The sequence below is a fragment of the Thalassolituus alkanivorans genome (assembly GCF_020447205.1).
Classification (GTDB): domain Bacteria; phylum Pseudomonadota; class Gammaproteobacteria; order Pseudomonadales; family Oceanobacteraceae; genus Venatoribacter; species Venatoribacter alkanivorans.
This window is the reverse complement of sequence record NZ_JAJAEL010000011.1, coordinates 171,887-187,491: the sequence shown is the minus strand read 5'-3', so window position 1 is coordinate 187,491 and position 15,605 is coordinate 171,887. Positions and strand designations below refer to the sequence as shown.

20 protein-coding genes are annotated in these 15,605 nt (G+C 53.6%); 13 read left to right on the top strand and 7 right to left on the bottom strand.

Features of this window, described 5'->3' with window-relative positions:
* Positions 1-2 precede the first annotated feature (2 nt).
* Genes LGT44_RS07490 through LGT44_RS07475 form a run of 4 tightly spaced genes read left to right on the top strand, consistent with a single transcriptional unit; the run spans position 3 to position 2,913 of the window.
* Positions 3-527 carry a MotA/TolQ/ExbB proton channel family protein gene (locus LGT44_RS07490; protein ID WP_225691511.1) on the top strand — a complete coding sequence of 175 codons (525 nt, stop codon included), beginning with the start codon at positions 3-5 and terminating at the stop codon, positions 525-527.
* 14 nt (positions 528-541) lie between these two features.
* Positions 542-952, top strand: a complete 411-nt coding sequence (locus tag LGT44_RS07485; RefSeq protein ID WP_145469144.1) for an ExbD/TolR family protein — start codon at positions 542-544, stop codon at positions 950-952.
* Positions 953-954: 2 nt separating this feature from the next.
* The gene (locus tag LGT44_RS07480) at positions 955-1,581 is read left to right on the top strand and encodes an energy transducer TonB (RefSeq protein WP_145469145.1); all 627 of its coding nucleotides are present in this window, start codon (positions 955-957) and stop codon (positions 1,579-1,581) included.
* Between the two features lie 12 nt (positions 1,582-1,593).
* A complete protein-coding gene (locus LGT44_RS07475; RefSeq protein ID WP_230331484.1) occupies positions 1,594-2,913 on the top strand; it encodes a tetratricopeptide repeat protein in 1,320 nt (439 codons plus the stop codon).
* Between the two features lie 121 nt (positions 2,914-3,034).
* Here LGT44_RS07475 and LGT44_RS07470 read toward each other — a convergent pair whose 3' ends face one another.
* Positions 3,035-3,778, bottom strand: a complete 744-nt coding sequence (locus tag LGT44_RS07470) for a hypothetical protein (RefSeq protein ID WP_145469146.1) — start codon at positions 3,776-3,778, stop codon at positions 3,035-3,037.
* Positions 3,778-4,020: a thioredoxin family protein gene (locus tag LGT44_RS07465; protein WP_230331485.1), complete on the bottom strand. Its 243-nt coding sequence runs from the start codon at positions 4,018-4,020 to the stop codon at positions 3,778-3,780. Before LGT44_RS07465 ends, LGT44_RS07470 begins: the two co-directional genes overlap by 1 nt.
* Positions 4,021-4,122: 102 nt before the next feature.
* On the opposite strand from LGT44_RS07465, the gene LGT44_RS07460 reads away from it, so the two are divergent.
* Positions 4,123-4,680, top strand: coding sequence for a MarR family winged helix-turn-helix transcriptional regulator (locus tag LGT44_RS07460; RefSeq protein WP_230331486.1), 558 nt, complete (start codon positions 4,123-4,125; stop codon positions 4,678-4,680).
* A gap of 54 nt (positions 4,681-4,734) precedes the next feature.
* Here the strand turns inward: LGT44_RS07460 and LGT44_RS07455 are convergent, their stop codons facing one another.
* Positions 4,735-5,244 (bottom strand): DUF4442 domain-containing protein, encoded by a 510-nt coding sequence (locus tag LGT44_RS07455; RefSeq protein ID WP_145469149.1) that lies wholly within the window; start codon positions 5,242-5,244, stop codon positions 4,735-4,737.
* A gap of 289 nt (positions 5,245-5,533) precedes the next feature.
* Between LGT44_RS07455 and LGT44_RS07450 the strand changes: the two genes are divergently transcribed.
* From LGT44_RS07450 to wrbA, 5 genes are all read left to right on the top strand, one after another.
* Entirely contained in the window at positions 5,534-6,568 is a 1,035-nt protein-coding gene (locus LGT44_RS07450) for a metallophosphoesterase (protein ID WP_145469150.1), read from the top strand.
* Positions 6,569-6,689: 121 nt separating this feature from the next.
* On the top strand, positions 6,690-7,442 hold the full coding sequence (locus tag LGT44_RS07445) for an SDR family oxidoreductase (protein ID WP_230331487.1): 753 nt from the start codon (positions 6,690-6,692) through the stop codon (positions 7,440-7,442).
* A 136-nt stretch (positions 7,443-7,578) separates the two neighbouring features.
* Complete coding sequence (locus LGT44_RS07440) at positions 7,579-8,439, top strand: LysR family transcriptional regulator (RefSeq protein WP_230331488.1); 861 nt, start codon at positions 7,579-7,581, stop codon at positions 8,437-8,439.
* 103 nt (positions 8,440-8,542) lie between these two features.
* On the top strand, positions 8,543-9,175 hold the full coding sequence (locus tag LGT44_RS07435) for a DsbA family oxidoreductase (RefSeq protein WP_145469153.1): 633 nt from the start codon (positions 8,543-8,545) through the stop codon (positions 9,173-9,175).
* Positions 9,172-9,774 (top strand): NAD(P)H:quinone oxidoreductase, encoded by a 603-nt coding sequence (wrbA, locus tag LGT44_RS07430; RefSeq protein ID WP_230331489.1) that lies wholly within the window; start codon positions 9,172-9,174, stop codon positions 9,772-9,774. The genes LGT44_RS07435 and wrbA overlap by 4 nt, the downstream gene beginning before the upstream one ends.
* 70 nt (positions 9,775-9,844) lie before the next feature.
* Here the strand turns inward: wrbA and LGT44_RS07425 are convergent, their stop codons facing one another.
* Together LGT44_RS07425 and LGT44_RS07420 are read right to left on the bottom strand one after the other, a co-directional pair.
* Positions 9,845-10,819 carry an alpha/beta fold hydrolase gene (locus tag LGT44_RS07425; protein WP_230331490.1) on the bottom strand — a complete coding sequence of 325 codons (975 nt, stop codon included), beginning with the start codon at positions 10,817-10,819 and terminating at the stop codon, positions 9,845-9,847.
* A 38-nt stretch (positions 10,820-10,857) separates the two neighbouring features.
* Positions 10,858-11,532, bottom strand: a complete 675-nt coding sequence (locus LGT44_RS07420; RefSeq protein ID WP_230331491.1) for a hypothetical protein — start codon at positions 11,530-11,532, stop codon at positions 10,858-10,860.
* A 165-nt stretch (positions 11,533-11,697) separates the two neighbouring features.
* Between LGT44_RS07420 and LGT44_RS07415 the strand changes: the two genes are divergently transcribed.
* Entirely contained in the window at positions 11,698-12,822 is a 1,125-nt protein-coding gene (locus LGT44_RS07415; protein WP_230331492.1) for an enoyl-CoA hydratase/isomerase family protein, read from the top strand.
* 7 nt (positions 12,823-12,829) lie between these two features.
* Here the strand turns inward: LGT44_RS07415 and LGT44_RS07410 are convergent, their stop codons facing one another.
* Positions 12,830-13,666: an HDOD domain-containing protein gene (locus LGT44_RS07410; protein WP_145469158.1), complete on the bottom strand. Its 837-nt coding sequence runs from the start codon at positions 13,664-13,666 to the stop codon at positions 12,830-12,832.
* Between the two features lie 37 nt (positions 13,667-13,703).
* Positions 13,704-14,702 carry a CAF17-like 4Fe-4S cluster assembly/insertion protein YgfZ gene (ygfZ, locus tag LGT44_RS07405; protein ID WP_230331493.1) on the bottom strand — a complete coding sequence of 333 codons (999 nt, stop codon included), beginning with the start codon at positions 14,700-14,702 and terminating at the stop codon, positions 13,704-13,706.
* A 232-nt stretch (positions 14,703-14,934) separates the two neighbouring features.
* Here ygfZ and LGT44_RS07400 point away from each other — a divergent pair, with 232 nt between their 5' ends.
* Positions 14,935-15,189, top strand: a complete 255-nt coding sequence (locus LGT44_RS07400; protein ID WP_145469160.1) for an FAD assembly factor SdhE — start codon at positions 14,935-14,937, stop codon at positions 15,187-15,189.
* Positions 15,173-15,565, top strand: coding sequence for a hypothetical protein (locus tag LGT44_RS07395; RefSeq protein ID WP_230331494.1), 393 nt, complete (start codon positions 15,173-15,175; stop codon positions 15,563-15,565). The genes LGT44_RS07400 and LGT44_RS07395 overlap by 17 nt, the downstream gene beginning before the upstream one ends.
* The last annotated feature ends 40 nt before the right edge of the window (positions 15,566-15,605 follow it).

Genomic DNA, 15,605 nt, shown 5'->3' with positions numbered 1-15,605 from the left:
CCATGATGTTCGGTGAATTGTACGAACCGGTATATCTGTTTATGGAACGTGGAGGCGATGTCCTCTACGCCATCTTCGGACTGATTTTTATCCTCTGGTTACTGGTACTCGAACGCGCCGCTTATTTTATGTTCTCGTACCGCCCGGCTCTGGCCGCCGCGGTACAGGAATGGGAAGCGCGCAGTGAGCGCCGCTCCTGGCATGCGCATCAGATCCGCCAGGATCTGATCAGCCAGCTGAACATTAATTTAAGCGCCAATATGAGCACCATCAAAATGGTGATTGGACTGGCGCCACTGTTCGGCTTACTGGGAACGGTAACGGGCATGATTGAAGTATTTGATGTGATGGCATTTCTGGGGAACGGCAGTCCGAAAGCCATGGCCTCCGGTATTTCCAAAGCCACCATTCCAACCATGGCCGGGATGGTCGGTGCACTGACCGGGGTATTTGCCCAGTCACTGCTCGAACGTTTTATCAAGCGCGAAAAAATTCGCCTTGAAGACCAGTTAACTTTTGACCACTAATTGGAATTAATAGTATGAGACGTGGTTTTTCGAATTTAACCCCGCAGGCAGAAGAAGGCGAAATCGACATTACGCCAATGCTGGACGTGGTATTTATTATGCTGATTTTCTTTATCGTAACGGCCTCGTTCGTTAAAGAATCCGGTATCGAAGTCAACCGTCCGGATGCCAGCACAGCGCAGTCCAAACCGCGTGCCAATATCCTGATTGCCATTAACGACATGGGTGAAATCTGGATTAACAAACGCAAAGTTGATGAAAGCCAGGTACGCGCCAATATCGAACGCATGCACGCTGAGAATCCGCAGGGTACTGTCGTTATTCAGGCCGATGAGGAAGCCAAAACCCGTCAGCTGGTAGCGGTAATGGACGCTGCCCGTCAGGCCGGTGTTTATGATGTATCACTGGCGACTGAGGAGCGCTGATCATGCAATCCAGCTTGCTACGCTTCGGCGCTGCGCTGGCGGTTGCAGCCGTCGCTACCTTTGCGGTGTTCTGGATGATGCAGAGCCTGATCAGCACCGGAGGATCGGTGCTGAACGAACAGGACTTTGGCCGCATTCAGAGCTTCGTGATGGATAAGCCAGACGACGAAGTCCGCACCAAAGAGCGCAAGCCACAGAAGCCACCAACGCCGCCGGCCGAACCACCAAAACCGGATATGCCCCGCCCTGATATGGCACAGGCAAATACCGATGGTTTTGATATCGGTGGATTTGATCTTGGCGCCGATCTTAACGTTGATGCCGGACTCGGTGGCGGCAGTGGAGATGGTGAATTTTTACCGATCGTAAAAGTTGCACCGAATTATCCGCGCCGTGCTGCGCAGAAAGGTATTGAAGGTTATGTGGTGGTGGAATTCACCGTAACCACGCTGGGTACGGTGACCGAGCCGCATGTTATTGAAGCCGATCCTCCGGGCATTTTTGACCGTGAAGCGATGGCGGCGGTTACCAAATTCAAATACAAGCCGAAAATCGAAAACGGTAAAGCCGTTGAGGTAAAAGGCGTACGCAACATTATCCGTTTTGAACTGGATAAGAGTGGCAGATAACAGGAGTCCTTTATGACGAATGCTATGAAACAACCCGTTGCTGTGCTGATGACTGCGGTACTGGCCTATGGCGCAAGCATGCTTGCGCCGGCGGCAGCCTGGTCGCAGAGCAAGGATCAGCAGGCAGAAGAGCAATCTTCTTCTGCAGAAAAAAAACGTGTACGCCGTGCCCAGACTTTACGACCTCATATCTATAAAAAGCTGGATGCTGCCCGGGCGTTGTCTGATGAAAAGAAATACGCCGAAGCCATCGAGGCACTGAACGCGGTTGAGAAAATCAAACGCAACAGTTACGAACAGGCGATGACACACAATATGTTCGCCTATGTGTATTTCAATCAGGAAGATTACAAGAAGGCTATCGGCGCTTATAAAAACGTCGTTGCCACCAAAAATATTCCGGAAAGTCTGGAGCAAACCACACTGTACAGTCTGGCTAAGCTCTACCTGATTCAGGAAGATTATAAAAATGCACTGGCCGAGCTGAATAAATGGTTCGCGATGGTTGAAAAACCGAATGCTGAAGCCTTTATTTTACGGGCACAGATGCAGTTCCAGCTGGAGAAATATCAGCAGGCTCTGCCGGATGTGAAAAAAGCCATCGCCATGACCAAAGAGCAGGGCAACCAGCCAAAAGAAAACTGGCTGCTGCTGGAGCGTGCGGTGTACTACCAGAACAAAGATTTCAAAAATCTGGCGCGCTGTCTGCAGGATCTGTCGACCCTGTATCCGAAAGCCCAATACTGGGTGCAACTGGCGGCCGTTTACAGCGAGCTTGGCCAGCCGCTGAAAGAACTGGCGGCGTTGGAAACCGCACACGAGCAGGGTTTGCTGAGCAAAGAAAGCGAACTGGTGAATCTGGCACAGGCATTACTTGGACAGGAAATTCCGTACAAGGCTGCTGCTATTCTTGAAGACGGCATGAAAGACAAAAAGATTGAAGCCAGTGCTAAAAATCTGTCTTTGCTGGGCGATGCCTGGATGCTGGCAAAAGAATACGATAAAGCCATTGTGGTAATGGCCAAAGCGGCCGAAGCCTCTCAGGCCGGTAAAGATTTCTACAAGCTGGCGCAGATTCATACCGAACGTCAGGAATGGAAGCTGGCACTGAATAATGTCGATAAAGCGCTGAAGCTGGGTAAGCTGCAGCAGCCTTCGGCGGCCTATATCCTGAAAGGTCTGATTCTGTTTAATCTGGATGATCTGCCATACGCACGCGACAGCTTTGAAGAAGCGCAGAAGTTTGCCGAAGCAGAAAAAATGGCTGATCAGTGGTTGCGTTATATCGATGGCGAACAAAAGCGCCGTGAGTATATGGCTGCGAATAACTGATTCTTTTATCGGCTATAAAACAGCCCCGGCAGGTTAATACTGCCGGGGCTGTTTTATGGAGCTTTTCAGGTATTTATCCTCTGATTTTTTGAATAAGCAGACATCCTTGTCCGGCTATGGCTCAGTGATTGACCTTGCCCGGTAAACTCAGATCGCCCGAGGCTATATCCATTACATTCACCACACACAGCAGTGGCGAGTGCACACTCTGATTAACCCGTAAACCTGCGGTTACACCATCAAAGTTTGCCTGTTCAACAACGGCAATATCTGCAAAGGGAACACGAACCTCCACATGCTCGGCGGAGAACACCGGGTCCCAGCCCGGGCTGTCGAGCAGAATTGGCAGGCCCGGCCAGGTTGCCGGCAAACGCGGCTTAACACCTTCCGGAATATCGGCAACGCCCAGTGCACCTTTGCCACAGCGTTCATCGGGATGTAACACCACCCAATGACTGTGCCAGAGATTGCCGTCGTTGCCGGTATCGCCATCATTGTTTTCATCGTACAGCGGTGTGTCGTCAAAATCCGGATGGCTGGTTACCGCCAGAGCCAGAATACCGGCTTGTTTGTCAAAACCCACCTCGTAGCTGTCAATGGTTGTTGGCCAGACATAGGAAAATACATGGCTGCCGGCAAGCTGTCCGCTCGCCGCGGGAGTATTTTCTCCGGCATTACCGGATACCGCCATATGGAAGGTTGCGATGCTGCCTTCAGTGGTGATTTTGGTATGAATAATATCGAAAGGAGCCAGCTCAATATTTTTCTTTTCTGCCTGTATGCCGCCGTGATGGTGGCCGCCCGCACAGGCTGCGGCAGAAAATCCCGCCGCTATAAAGGCCAGCAACAGTGAATGATTAGCCATTATTGCGCTCCTTTTAAATCGTCTAATGAGGCTCCGAAATTGATATGGAGCACCTGACCGTTGAGCAGCAATGCGGGTACCGATTTTACGCCGGCTAATTCCGCAGCTGTGATTTCGGCGGGCTCTTCACCCAGATGGACGACTTTCAGATTCAGGCGCTGCTGATCCAGTGCGGCCAGCAGAGCCTGTTCTGCGCTGACACATACCGGACAACCGGCGTGATAAAAAATGGCGTTGTTCATTATCTCTCTCCAAATTTATGTATCGACTCGACACCTTTTAAACCCTAAGGGACGGATTGCCCTGTTGTCAATAAAGTTTTTAGTCGATACTATGTGCCAATGATGACTGATCTGATTTACAACCACGTTGAGCGGCTTGGGGAATTACTCCGGGTTGACGCACGCCAGTGCGGCGCAGAATTCGGCCTGTTGCCGGTTCAGCTGGAGGCGCTGCATTACCTGTCGATCTGCAATCGCTATTCGGATACGCCAATGGCGGTGAGTGAGTATCTGGGGCAGACCAAAGGCACGGTGTCGCAGACGCTGAAAGTGCTGGAAAAAAAGGCATTGCTGCAAAAGGTTGCGGATACCGCGGATAAGCGCGTAACGCATCTGCGCGTGACTGAGGCGGGTCAGCAGCTGTTGCAGCAGCTGATTCCCTCTCCGATGTTTGTTAAAGCCTGTGCGCATTTATCGGTTGCTGAGCAGCAACAGGTCAGCGCCGCTCTGAAATTATTGCTGACAGGATTTTTAAGCGCTAATCAGATGAAATCATTTGGTATATGCCGTTCGTGTCGCCATAACCGTGAGACAGAAGACGGGTATTTCTGCAATCTGCTGCAACAGCCACTGTCAGCAGAAGATGCAGAGCTGATTTGTAAGGAGCATGAACGGCAGTAGCGTTTTGCTCCCGCGTAATGGCTGCGGCAATTCCTTTGCCGCTGCATCACATACTTACTTCTTCTTCGGCGTCCACGCCCACACCATGGTGGCTTTGACGGTTTCGGTACCGCTGCCATCGGTGATCACAACCGGTACTTCGATATCGCCTTTTTCGGTGTTCTTCACATAGTCGAGCTGCTCATCGCTGAAACTTGCCACCGCTTTCATATCACCGCTGGCACGCTTGAGGTATTCCAGCTGCATGGAGCGGATAACAATGATGCGGTCATCGGGTACGCTCATGCCGGTCATAAAGCCAGTGGCCGACTCGGCCAGCAGACCCATCGCCGCGGCGTGCACACTGCCGATATGGTTCTGCACTTTCTTCTTGTTGCGCATAACGATCACGCATTCCTGCGGGGTCAGTTTTTCTACGCGGGTGCCGGCGGTGCCGGCGAAAGGAATCACCCGGCCCATTACCAGTGACAGTGCCTTGGCGCGCCAGGCTACCGGCAGTTTATTCACTTTGCTGACGACGGTGCTGAGTCGGTTAGGACGGTTTGCTTTATCTGTGTTTGCCATAGCTGGGTTCTTCGGTTTTGGTTGTAAAGGCGCGCAGTGTAGAGTGGCTGGCCTGTGTTGAATATGGCCGAAATGACGTTTTAACGGCCGGTGTATCAGGCTGTTTTGATGCCGCCCTGAGCCGGGTTGCGTTATATCCTCACCACTGGCCGGTAGTGTCCTTTTGAGATTGGTACCTTTGTGCTGTTATCCGCATTGCCATAAAACAAAAACAAAGCTGTAACATGGTGCCACTATGCTGCGGCGGCTTTCACAATGTTGTTCTCACCGCTGAATAAAGGAGATACCTATGAATAAAATGATGCTTCCCGTGCTGCTGAGCAGTGTGGTTGCCGCTCAGGCGCTGGCCATGTCGAAAACCCCGGAGCCGCTGCCGGATGTGGGTACTGTTAACAAGACCGTCCGCTTTATCGCTATCGGCGATATGGGTACTGGCGGTGATGGTCAGTATAAAGTGGCTGCTGCACTGGAATCTGTATGTGCCGAACGTGGTTGTGATTTCGCCATCGGATTGGGCGATAACATTTATGAAGCCGGCGTAGATTCGGTATCGGATATTCAGTTTCAGACCAAATTTGAAGACCCGTATAAAAACCTCAACTTCCCGTTTTATATGACGCTGGGCAACCACGATAACTCATGGTTATTCGGTGGTGATGGTCTGGATAACGATAAAGGCGATATTCAGGTGGATTATCACTACCAGCAGAACCGCCCAAGCAATAAGTGGCAGATGCCGGCACGTTACTACACGTTCTCCGCGCCGTTAAACGAAGAGCAGCCACTGATTAACTTCTTCTCCCTCGATTCCAACCCGCTGGCCGCAGTGGGCGATGCCGATGCCGAATACTGGCAGCTGCCGTACAAAAAGACCCAGGCAGAATGGATCGACCGCGAGCTGAATAACGCTTCCGCACCGTGGAAAATCGCCTTTGCCCATCATCCGTTTCTGTCCAACGGTAAGCACGGTAACGCCGGTATGTATGACGGCTTCCCGGGCGCCGGCGTGGTGTATTACGACATGCTGAAAGACCACGTCTGTAACAAAGTGGATGTGATGATTGCCGGTCACGATCATGAACTGCAGTTCCTGCAGCCGGTGGATAAATGCGGAAAAACCCTGCACATGGTTTCCGGTGCCGGTGGCAAGAGCCGTGAGTTCAAAGACACCGAGCGCAACGCAGCTTACTGGCAACAGGATAAAACGCTGGGCTTTTTCTATATCGAAATCGCTGGCGATGAATTCCGTGCAACTTCTTATACCGTTGACAGCGTCAGCGGTGAAGTGACCCGTGCTTTTGATAAAACCCTGACCCGCCAATAAACCGGGCGTTAGTGCAATAACGCATAATCCGCTGTCACCCGTGTGGCAGCGGATTTTTTTTGCCTATGCTTTGATCATGGTCCGGCAAATGCCGGCTGCAGAATCAGCAAGGAGAACCGTTATGAACGTAATCGCAACGCAGGATCTGAAAATACTGATCACTGGCGGAGCCAGTGGTATTGGTGCCGCTACCGCCAGGCTGCTGGCAGCGGAAGGTGCTCAGGTATTGATTGCCGATGTACAGGACGATGCAGGAAATGCTCTGGCTAAGGAGCTGGGTTCACGGGTGCGTTACCGGCATCTGGATGTGGTCAGTGTTAAGGACTGGGAGCAGGCAATCGCTTTTGCTGAAACAGAATTCGGCGGCCTGAACGCACTATTCAATAATGCCGGAGTCGTGGGTTTCAGTGGTGCAGAAAACAGCTCGCCGGAAGAGTTTAAGCGCATTACCGATATCAATTTATACGGTGTGTTTCTCGGCATTCATTGCGTCACACCGGCGCTGAAAAAAGCAGGCGGCGGGGCCATTGTAAATACCTCATCCACGGCAGGTTTACAGGGTTATGGCGGTCTTGCCGGTTATGTTGCCAGTAAATGGGGCGTACGCGGGCTGACCAAGGCCGCGGCGCTGGATCTGGCGCCATACAATATCCGCGTGCTGTCATTACACCCCGGGCCAATACGCACTGCCATGACCGATGGCTTGCCCGATGCGATTGCTCAGGCGCAGCCCATTCCCCGGTTTGGTGAGGCGCTTGAGGTCGCGCGCATGGCGCGCTTTATGTTTACCGAAGCCACCTATTCAACCGGCAGTGAATTCGTCATTGATGGCGGCGCCGTGACCGGACAGGTATTATCCTGGGCGGACGAATAACTTCGTCATCGTATGTTGTCAGAGCTGCTCAGTATATTGTCAGAGCCACGCTCTCCGCTGTAAGCAAGCTCTGACATCGCCGGTTTCCGTCAGGAAATACGGTTGTATCCCCAGGTCGGTATGCGGTTTAAACAGTATGAAAATTACTCTGGAAATGTGGCGCACTTTTGTTGCTACGGCTGAGCAGGGAAGCACCATTAAAGCGGCAGAATTTCTCTGCAAAAGCCAGTCGGCGGTGGTGCACAGTCTGAAAAAAATGGAATCTTTATTAAATCAGCCTTTATTTCAGGTTCAGGGGCGTCAGTCGCAGCTGACGCTGGCCGGGGAACAATTGCTGGTGCAGGCACGGGCTTTACTGGCCCGCGCCGAATCGCTGGAAATAAAAGCTACCGATAGTGCTTTGGCACAGCGTCAGGAAATCGCCCTGGCGGTGGATGTCCTGTTACCTCCGGCATATTGGTTACCGCGACTGGCGCAGTTCAGCGCAGAAATGCCACAGGTGTCGGTACAGATTTATGAAAGTGCGTTATCGGGTGCCTCGCAGCTGCTGGAACAGGGGCTGGTTGCTGTCGCCATCGCCAGTCAATTACCTCATGACATACTGAGTGAGCCTTTACTGGCGGTGCGTAAACACTGTGTCTGCGGTTTATCTCATCCGCTGGCGAGCGCCGGGCCACTCACTGACAGCGACCTTAAACAACACTGCCAGATCGTGTTGCGTGATAGTGGCAGCGCCAACCGCGACAGTGGCTGGCTGGCAGCACAGCAGCGTCTGACCCTTGATTCTGCAGCACTTGCTCAGCAGGCGGTAGAAGCCGGTGTGGGCTTTGCCTGGCTGCCGGAATATCTGATTACCGGGCGGATGCAGCGCCTTACTCTGGCAGCCGGCAATGAGCGGGAAGTGGCTTTGCATATCGGTCTGAACCCGGAGTTTGCACATCTGACTGCCGTTGCCCGCCTGTATGAATTGCTGACCCAGACCCCGCCTGCCGCATAAGCATGCAAAAAACGGCGTATATTCAGCCGTTCTTTTCATTATTTTTTATTTTCCCCTGGCCGTAATCTGCTCTCCGTCCAATATCTGCAACAGGAGAGCAGTAATGATCACAATCGATTTTTTCCACGATGCTGTTTGCGGCTGGTGCTATGTGCTCAGCCCACGTTTACGCCGCTGGGCGGATCATCCGCAGGTTCAGATCCGTCAGCGCTGTTTTGTATTGCAGCGCAATGAGCAGGAAATGATTGAGCGCTTTGGCTCAATGGCGCTGGCAAAAGCCGAAATCCTGCGCCACTGGCAGCAGTGTCAGGCAGCTGCCGATGATCCGGCCCGTTTTAATACCGAGGGCATGCGCGCCAAGCCTTTTTCTTATCCGTCCGGTTGGCTGGCGGCACTGTTCGCCAAGGCCGCAGAAATAACCTACGGCACTGCTGCCCACTGGGATATGTTCGATGAAATTCAGCGTCGTCACCTGCTGCTGAATGAAAATATTGGTAGTGAAGACACTCTGATAGCCGCAGCCAATACGCTGGGATTTGACGGTAAGGCTCTGGCGGAACAGGTAAAAACGGAAGAACTTCGCCTGCTGGTGGAAGATGATATAGCGCTGGCACGGCGGCTGAATGTTCGTTCGATTCCAACCTTGCTGATTAATGGTAAAACGCTGGTTTCCAGCACGTTAACCAATGAACAGTTAGAACAATTAATTGAACAGCAACTGGCGGAGGCGGCATGAAAAAATTACTGGTTTTATATTATTCAAGTTATGGCCATATCGAAACCATGGCACAGGCCGTAGCAGAAGGTGCCGGTAAAATTGAGGGGGTCGACGTCAGCCTGAAGCGTGTACCGGAAACCCTGAGTTCTGAGATAGCGGAAAAAGCCGGTATTAAAATGCAACAGGCCGGAGATGAAGCCAGCGTTGCCGAATTAGCCGGCTATGACGGTATTATTTTTGGCACGCCAACCCGCTTCGGCAATATGGCAGCTCAGATGCGAAATTTCCTCGATCAGACCGGTGGCCTGTGGATGCAGAATGCACTGGTGGGAAAACTGGCCAGTGTGTTTACCTCAACCGGCACCGGCGGTGGTAATGAAACCACGATACAGTCGTTTCATACCACGCTGCTGCACCATGGTATGTTGATTGCCGGCCTGCCTTATACCGCTCCGGGGTTAACGGATATCAGTACGGTAAAAGGCGGCTCACCGCTGGGCGCTGCCTGTATAGCCGGTGCTGATGGTAGTCGTCAGCCGTCAGAGCTGGAGTTGAGTCTGGCCGCTTATCAGGGAGAATATATGGCGCGCACACTGTTGCGTTTGCAACCGGTTTAAACGTTATTAAACAACATAAAAAAGCCCCGGATAACGGGGCTTTTTGGCCTGCATTCTCTCTTTTTCAGAATTATTCAGCGGTTGCAATAAAACGGCTGTACAGTTCTGCGGTTTCAGCCGGAATTTCGACCATCGGTAAATGACCGATTCCCGGATAAATTTTTACCTGTGCTTGTGGCAGCTTTTCTTTGAATACCTGTGCGGCTGATACATCCAGTACGCGGTCTTCCTCTCCCCAGATAATCAGCGTTGGCATGGTGACTTTTTCGCTCAGCTGTTGCTCAAACTGGCTGGCTGCCAGCTCTTCGCGGGTAGCGAGCATATCGCTGAATATTTCGCGGTTAATACCTTCGCGGGCGATGGTTTTACGCACAACCACCGGACGCAGCGGCCATGGCAATAGTGGTGGTTCACTCATGACGAAATTCCAGCGGTATTCAAAACTTTCTTCGTCGGTAGCGATTAACGGATTTTTGCCTTCGGCCAGCGCCTGCATATATTCGCTTTGCTCTGGCGCATCAACACCGGCAGCATCAATTAAGGTCAGGCTGAGAATCTGTTGCGGATAGCGGGTGGCATAAATGGCGCTGATGGCACCGCCCATGGAATTGCCGGCAATATGGAATTGTTCAGCGCCCGTCGCAGCCATCAGCTTATGCAGGCGTTCAGCCTGGCGGATTAAATTATAATCCTGGGTCGATGGTGCCGGGGTGTCACCGTGACCGGCCAGGTCGGGAATAATCAGGTGATAATCCTGTGGCATTTCAGCGGCAAATTTCAGCCAGGTATCTTTGTTGGCAGAAAAACCATGCAGTAATAAGACGGTTGGCCCTGTGCCCTGACGTTCCAGATAACGCATTTCCACATCACCGGTGGCGACCTGTTTCAGGGTCAGGTCGGCGCTGCTGCGGGCCAGGTTAATGGCTTTGTCATAAATCACTTCCTGCTGACTGGCCGAGCAGCCGCTCAGCATTAATGCTGCGAAGGTCGTGGCGCCGATAAGCAAGCGGGTGGAAGCCTGAAACATGGCTGAGATAGGCCGCATAAAAAATACCTGTAATTTTATTATTGAGAGACACTGATTCAGACCGTTCTGGCACTGTCCTGCAGGCGTTTGATCAGTTGCAGGGCGTGCTGCAGGGCGTCTTCGATCTGGGCCGGTGGCAGAACATGGTGAGGCCGGCAGAGCAGCAGGATGCCATCTGCCCACTCAATGTGAAGGTGAGGATGCGCCAAAAGCCAGTCGCAGACCTCTGGTTTCAGTAAGGCCCACAGGCGTTCGCCATTCTGGCTGTGCAGCTGCCACTGGCGCAGCAGCAGGGGTTTTTGCTGTGCCGTTAATGAGACGAGCTTCTTGTGCTGGCTTTCGGAAAACACATCTTCCTGCAACCAGCGCTTGCGACAGATGCTGAAGGCACTGGCCTCGGGCAGCGGGCAGGGCAACAGAATAACGGTCTGAGTCGACGCGCCGCCGGCCCCGATCAGGCTGTAATCAAACAGATTAAGGTAGCGGCTGTCATCGTTCTCCAGTTGCCCTTCAAGTAAATGGCGGAAGTGACGGAACTGGCCAATATCCAGCAGCTGAAAGTGCGCGTCGCGGATACGCTGGCTGAGTGAGGCATAAGGCCGGTAAGCCAGTTTCAGCTGATCAGCCAGAGCCGATAATTCACTGCCTCTGCTACCTCGGTCGACTAGCATCAGCAGCAGTAACAGGCCGATAATGGCGGCAATTATGATCAGACTCAGTAACGGCGTCATGCTGGGTGTTCACTCTGGCGTACGGTTGCTTTCCGTGTGAGTGTAACACTCCTGTATGATGCGCGTACGGCAGCCGGATTGTCTGCCGGTTCTGCGCTGACTGAGCATTATCAGAGCCTGTTTAATAAAGATGAGCAGGCCCTGGGAACATTCAAGGAGACTGTTTTGACTGTTGAATCCCCGGTTTTGTTTGACACCCTGACGACCCGTTCTGGCCATAAGATTGGTGTTCTGACCCTGAATGCCCCAAAAGCCATGAATGCTGTCGATCTGACCATGGTGAATCTGATCGACAAGCAGCTGAAGCGCTGGGAAAAGAGCGACAAGCTGGTGGCGGTAGTGATGCGTGGTGCCGGTGATAAAGCCTTCTGTGCCGGTGGCGATATCCGCCAGCTGTATGACAGCATGCAGGCCGAAGGCGATGAGCATTGCCGTTATGCTGACAATTTTTTCAGCGGCGAATATGGCAAAAACTACCGTGTTCACCTGTTTTCCAAGCCGCTGATTGCCTGGGGAAATGGCTTTGTCATGGGCGGTGGCTTAGGGCTGTTTATCGGCGCTAATCACCGCGTTGGTACTGAGACACTGAAGCTGGCCTGGCCGGAAGTCCGCATCGGTCTGTTCCCGGATGTTGCTGCCACCTGGTATCTGTCACGTTTGCCGTATCCGGCCGGTCACTGGATGGGGTTGTCCGGCAGTCATATGAATGCCGTTGATTGCAAAGACCTGAAACTGACTCACTATTGCCTGCAGCACGCCCAGCTGGATGAGGTGCTGGCGCAGCTGCGTCAGCAAAACTGGAGCGATAACCAGGCCGAAAACCATTATTGCGTGCGCTCTCTGTTGCAGCAGCTTGAAGGCTCAGCAGCGGCGGAGATGCCGGCCAGCCAGCTGCAGCCGGTGCAGGCCGAACTGGATGAGCTCTTTGCCTGCGACGATCTGAGCAAAATAGCCGCGCGTTTTGCGGCGCACAGCACAGACAACGCCTGGCTGCAGCAGGGACTGAATAACTTTAAAGCTGGTTGTCCGGCAACGGCACACCTGATTATGGAGCAGTTGCACCGCGGCAAGCAGATGAGTTTAAAAGAGGTGGTGCAGTGGGAGCTGGTGCTGGCCTATCAGTCGGTGCGGCATCCGGACTTTGCCGAAGGCATTCGCGCCATGGTGGTGGATAAAGATTTCAGCCCGCGCTGGCAGCACGCTCATGTGGATGATGTGCCGGCCAGCTGGATTGAGGCGTTGCTGGAATCTCCCTGGCCGCAGGATAAGCACCCGCTGGCCGGTATTTAGTTGGCGCTCAGCGCAGCGCGTTTTGCGTGGCTTCGGCTTCTTCAGTCAGTTCCTGCCATTGGGTAACTTCATCGTCGGCGTCCAGCCCCAGACGCTGATAGGAACCCAGCTCACTGCGCTTAATCCGTGCCAGCGGGTGATCGCTGCCGTCGTAGCTTTGCAGCGTGGCAACCTGGATCAGGTCGCAGTAATCCGCACTGTCGGCCTGATGCTGCAGATTCAGATATTCCTTCGGTACATTGACCAGATCCGGCGAAAACTCCCAGCTGCGCAAAATATAGCTGCCCAGAGACGGATGCAGTTTTTCCAGTACGAGATCCAGTGAGAAGCTGTCGTTGAGCAGGTCGCTGTGATTTTCGGCATAAGCCAGAATTGGCAGCATACCGATCTGATGTACTAGTCCGGCGAGCATGGCCTGATCCGGCTGCAGTTTAGTGAAATGCCGTGCCAGCACCTGAGCCGATGAGGCGATCTCCATGGCCCGTGCCCAGCATTCGCGCATGCGTTTATCAATAATGTCGTGGGTGGCCTGAAACATCTGCTCCATGGCCAGGCCGATGGCCAGATTACTGGTGAAATCGATACCCAGGCGCGAAATGGCGGTGCCAAGGTCGGTGACTGGGCTGTTGGCGCGGATTAATGGGCTGTTAGTGACCTTAATAATACGCGCACTGAGCGCCGGGTCCTGGGCGATGATCTGACTCAGCTGGGGAATGGTGGCGTTGGCATCTTCTGCCACTTCGCGTACACGTAAAGCAATCTCGGGCAGGGTGGGCAGCACCAGTTCGTCCTTCTTTATCTGGGCTACGATATCGTCTTTTACCTGTTGTGCCAGGTTGCTCATGGGCCGGCCTCTTAAGCGCTCCGGCCCTGTGGCCGGATCAGTTGTCTGTGATGGCAGGATCAGCGTCGCTGTTATTCTGCTCAGTTGTGCCTTCAGTATAGGAAAGACGGGCGAGAGTGACGGGAATTTCCCCGGCTTTTATGCCGCTCTCTGGCCAGTCGCTGTTCATCACCGCCAGGCCAAGACGGCCGCACCAGGCGGCAATGTCGCCCAGCGTCTTACCCTGACTGTCCTGCAGGGCGGTCATAATGGCGATATTGGCATCCGCGACAGTGCTCACGGCGACCAGATTCTTTTTGCTTTTGCCCAGATACTGCAGACGCGCAACGATCTCCTGACCGGTATAGCAACCTTTGCGGAAGCTGATGCCCTCGTGGATATGCCAGTCGATAAACTGTGGCACCCAGGCTTCGCGGCTGGCTTCTTCGACCCAGACAATGCCTTCGGCAATGTCGCCCAGCCACCATTGCTGCTCGGCAGTAAGTTCCGGGGCCTGTTGGAGTTGGGCGTTGGCTTTTTCTGCTGGCAGCCAGTATTCAACGCGGCCATCCGGCCAGTGCAGGGTCAGGCTGTTATCACTGCTGTCGTGCAGCAGCAGGCGGCCATCGCTCAGGCTGTCAGGGTTGTCGTCGTACGCAGACAGCTCGGCAGGCACATCGGCAGTGACCAGCCAGTCGTCCAGATGCTCGGTCATGGTGACCTTAAAAAACACCGCGTAGCGTGCCAAATGCTGGCGTAGCGCGCTGACCTGAGCCCGAGGCAGGCGCAGCCAGACGCTGTCGCCATGGCGGGCAATCACAAAGTTCGCCACCATGCGGCCTTTGGCAGTACAGCAAGCGCCCAGAGTCCAGCGGCCTGCTTTAAGGCTGGTCATATCGCAGGTTAATTGTCCCTGCAGAAAGCGTTCACTGTCCGGGCCGCTGATTTCCAGCAGGGCAAAGGCGGAAAGCCAGGTCAGCCCCTGTGTGGCAGGTTGCTCCGGGATGAACCCCTGCGGGTCAATTTGGCCGGGAAGTACGATGGATGCTTCAGACATAATGAATACGGGTCTTGTGTCGGTGATAACAATATGGCCGCAGTTTACTGCAAATTGGTCATACTCTTAACGTTGCAGATTGTGTGGCTATCGGGCTTATACCACCGTCGGGATAGCGGTATCCGCTGCCAGCTTTGATATACTGCGGTTTTATCACCGGCGTGGCCGCACCCTGCGACTGCTGCCGTTTACCTTCTGTTGTTTACTTTTATTGCTTATCTGGGAGTTCCGAGTGTCTGACGAAATTGAAGCAAAACGCGTCCGCTGGCACAGCCGCCGTGGCATGCTGGAGCTTGATGTATTGCTGGTTCCTTTTGCCGAAGAAGCCTTCACCGGTCTGAGCGCGGACGATCAGGCCCGCTACCGTCAGCTGCTGGAATGTGAAGATCCGGATCTGTTTACCTGGTTTATGGAGCATCAGGTTCCGGATAATGCCGATCTGGCTCGCATTATTGAACTGGTGCGGGAGCATGCCCGCAACCGCTGAGTGGGTACTGCAGTCATCGCGTCGGCAACGCTGGCTCGATGGCGTCTTTCTGTTGTTTTCCCTGCTGATTCTTGTCTGGCTGCTGCCGTTTTTGTGGTGGTTATGTGCGGCATTTTTCCTGTTGGTTCTGACAGCCTGGGGCTGGCGCCAACCTGTGGTGCGTAAACTCGGTTATGACAGCCGTGGCTGGTGGTTTGAGTGTCGTGGTCGCAGGCTGCCGGTGCGCTGGCGCAGTGGCAGTGTAAGGCGGGCGGATGTGCTGATACTGGAGTGGTCGTTCTGGCCCTGGCAGCGGCTGATGATCCGGCCTGACAGCCTGAGCAGTGCGGAGGATTACCGCCGCCTGACGGCGGCGTTATATAACGATCTGCACTGATGCTCCGGGGTTGAGCGGGTTCAGATCCGGGCAAAGCCGG

What these genes read in the sequence shown, in the direction of transcription:
- LGT44_RS07490 (WP_225691511.1), top strand. Translation starts at nt 3, where the DNA reads ATGATGTTCGGTGAATTGTACGAACCGGTATATCTGTTTATGGAACGT.
- LGT44_RS07485 (WP_145469144.1), top strand. Translation starts at nt 542, where the DNA reads ATGAGACGTGGTTTTTCGAATTTAACCCCGCAGGCAGAAGAAGGCGAA.
- LGT44_RS07480 (WP_145469145.1), top strand. Translation starts at nt 955, where the DNA reads ATGCAATCCAGCTTGCTACGCTTCGGCGCTGCGCTGGCGGTTGCAGCC.
- LGT44_RS07475 (WP_230331484.1), top strand. Translation starts at nt 1,594, where the DNA reads ATGACGAATGCTATGAAACAACCCGTTGCTGTGCTGATGACTGCGGTA.
- LGT44_RS07470 (WP_145469146.1), bottom strand. Translation starts at nt 3,778, where the DNA reads ATGGCTAATCATTCACTGTTGCTGGCCTTTATAGCGGCGGGATTTTCT.
- LGT44_RS07465 (WP_230331485.1), bottom strand. Translation starts at nt 4,020, where the DNA reads ATGAACAACGCCATTTTTTATCACGCCGGTTGTCCGGTATGTGTCAGC.
- LGT44_RS07460 (WP_230331486.1), top strand. Translation starts at nt 4,123, where the DNA reads ATGACTGATCTGATTTACAACCACGTTGAGCGGCTTGGGGAATTACTC.
- LGT44_RS07455 (WP_145469149.1), bottom strand. Translation starts at nt 5,244, where the DNA reads ATGGCAAACACAGATAAAGCAAACCGTCCTAACCGACTCAGCACCGTC.
- LGT44_RS07450 (WP_145469150.1), top strand. Translation starts at nt 5,534, where the DNA reads ATGAATAAAATGATGCTTCCCGTGCTGCTGAGCAGTGTGGTTGCCGCT.
- LGT44_RS07445 (WP_230331487.1), top strand. Translation starts at nt 6,690, where the DNA reads ATGAACGTAATCGCAACGCAGGATCTGAAAATACTGATCACTGGCGGA.
- LGT44_RS07440 (WP_230331488.1), top strand. Translation starts at nt 7,579, where the DNA reads ATGAAAATTACTCTGGAAATGTGGCGCACTTTTGTTGCTACGGCTGAG.
- LGT44_RS07435 (WP_145469153.1), top strand. Translation starts at nt 8,543, where the DNA reads ATGATCACAATCGATTTTTTCCACGATGCTGTTTGCGGCTGGTGCTAT.
- wrbA (WP_230331489.1), top strand. Translation starts at nt 9,172, where the DNA reads ATGAAAAAATTACTGGTTTTATATTATTCAAGTTATGGCCATATCGAA.
- LGT44_RS07425 (WP_230331490.1), bottom strand. Translation starts at nt 10,819, where the DNA reads ATGCGGCCTATCTCAGCCATGTTTCAGGCTTCCACCCGCTTGCTTATC.
- LGT44_RS07420 (WP_230331491.1), bottom strand. Translation starts at nt 11,532, where the DNA reads ATGACGCCGTTACTGAGTCTGATCATAATTGCCGCCATTATCGGCCTG.
- LGT44_RS07410 (WP_145469158.1), bottom strand. Translation starts at nt 13,666, where the DNA reads ATGAGCAACCTGGCACAACAGGTAAAAGACGATATCGTAGCCCAGATA.
- ygfZ (WP_230331493.1), bottom strand. Translation starts at nt 14,702, where the DNA reads ATGTCTGAAGCATCCATCGTACTTCCCGGCCAAATTGACCCGCAGGGG.
- LGT44_RS07395 (WP_230331494.1), top strand. Translation starts at nt 15,173, where the DNA reads ATGCCCGCAACCGCTGAGTGGGTACTGCAGTCATCGCGTCGGCAACGC.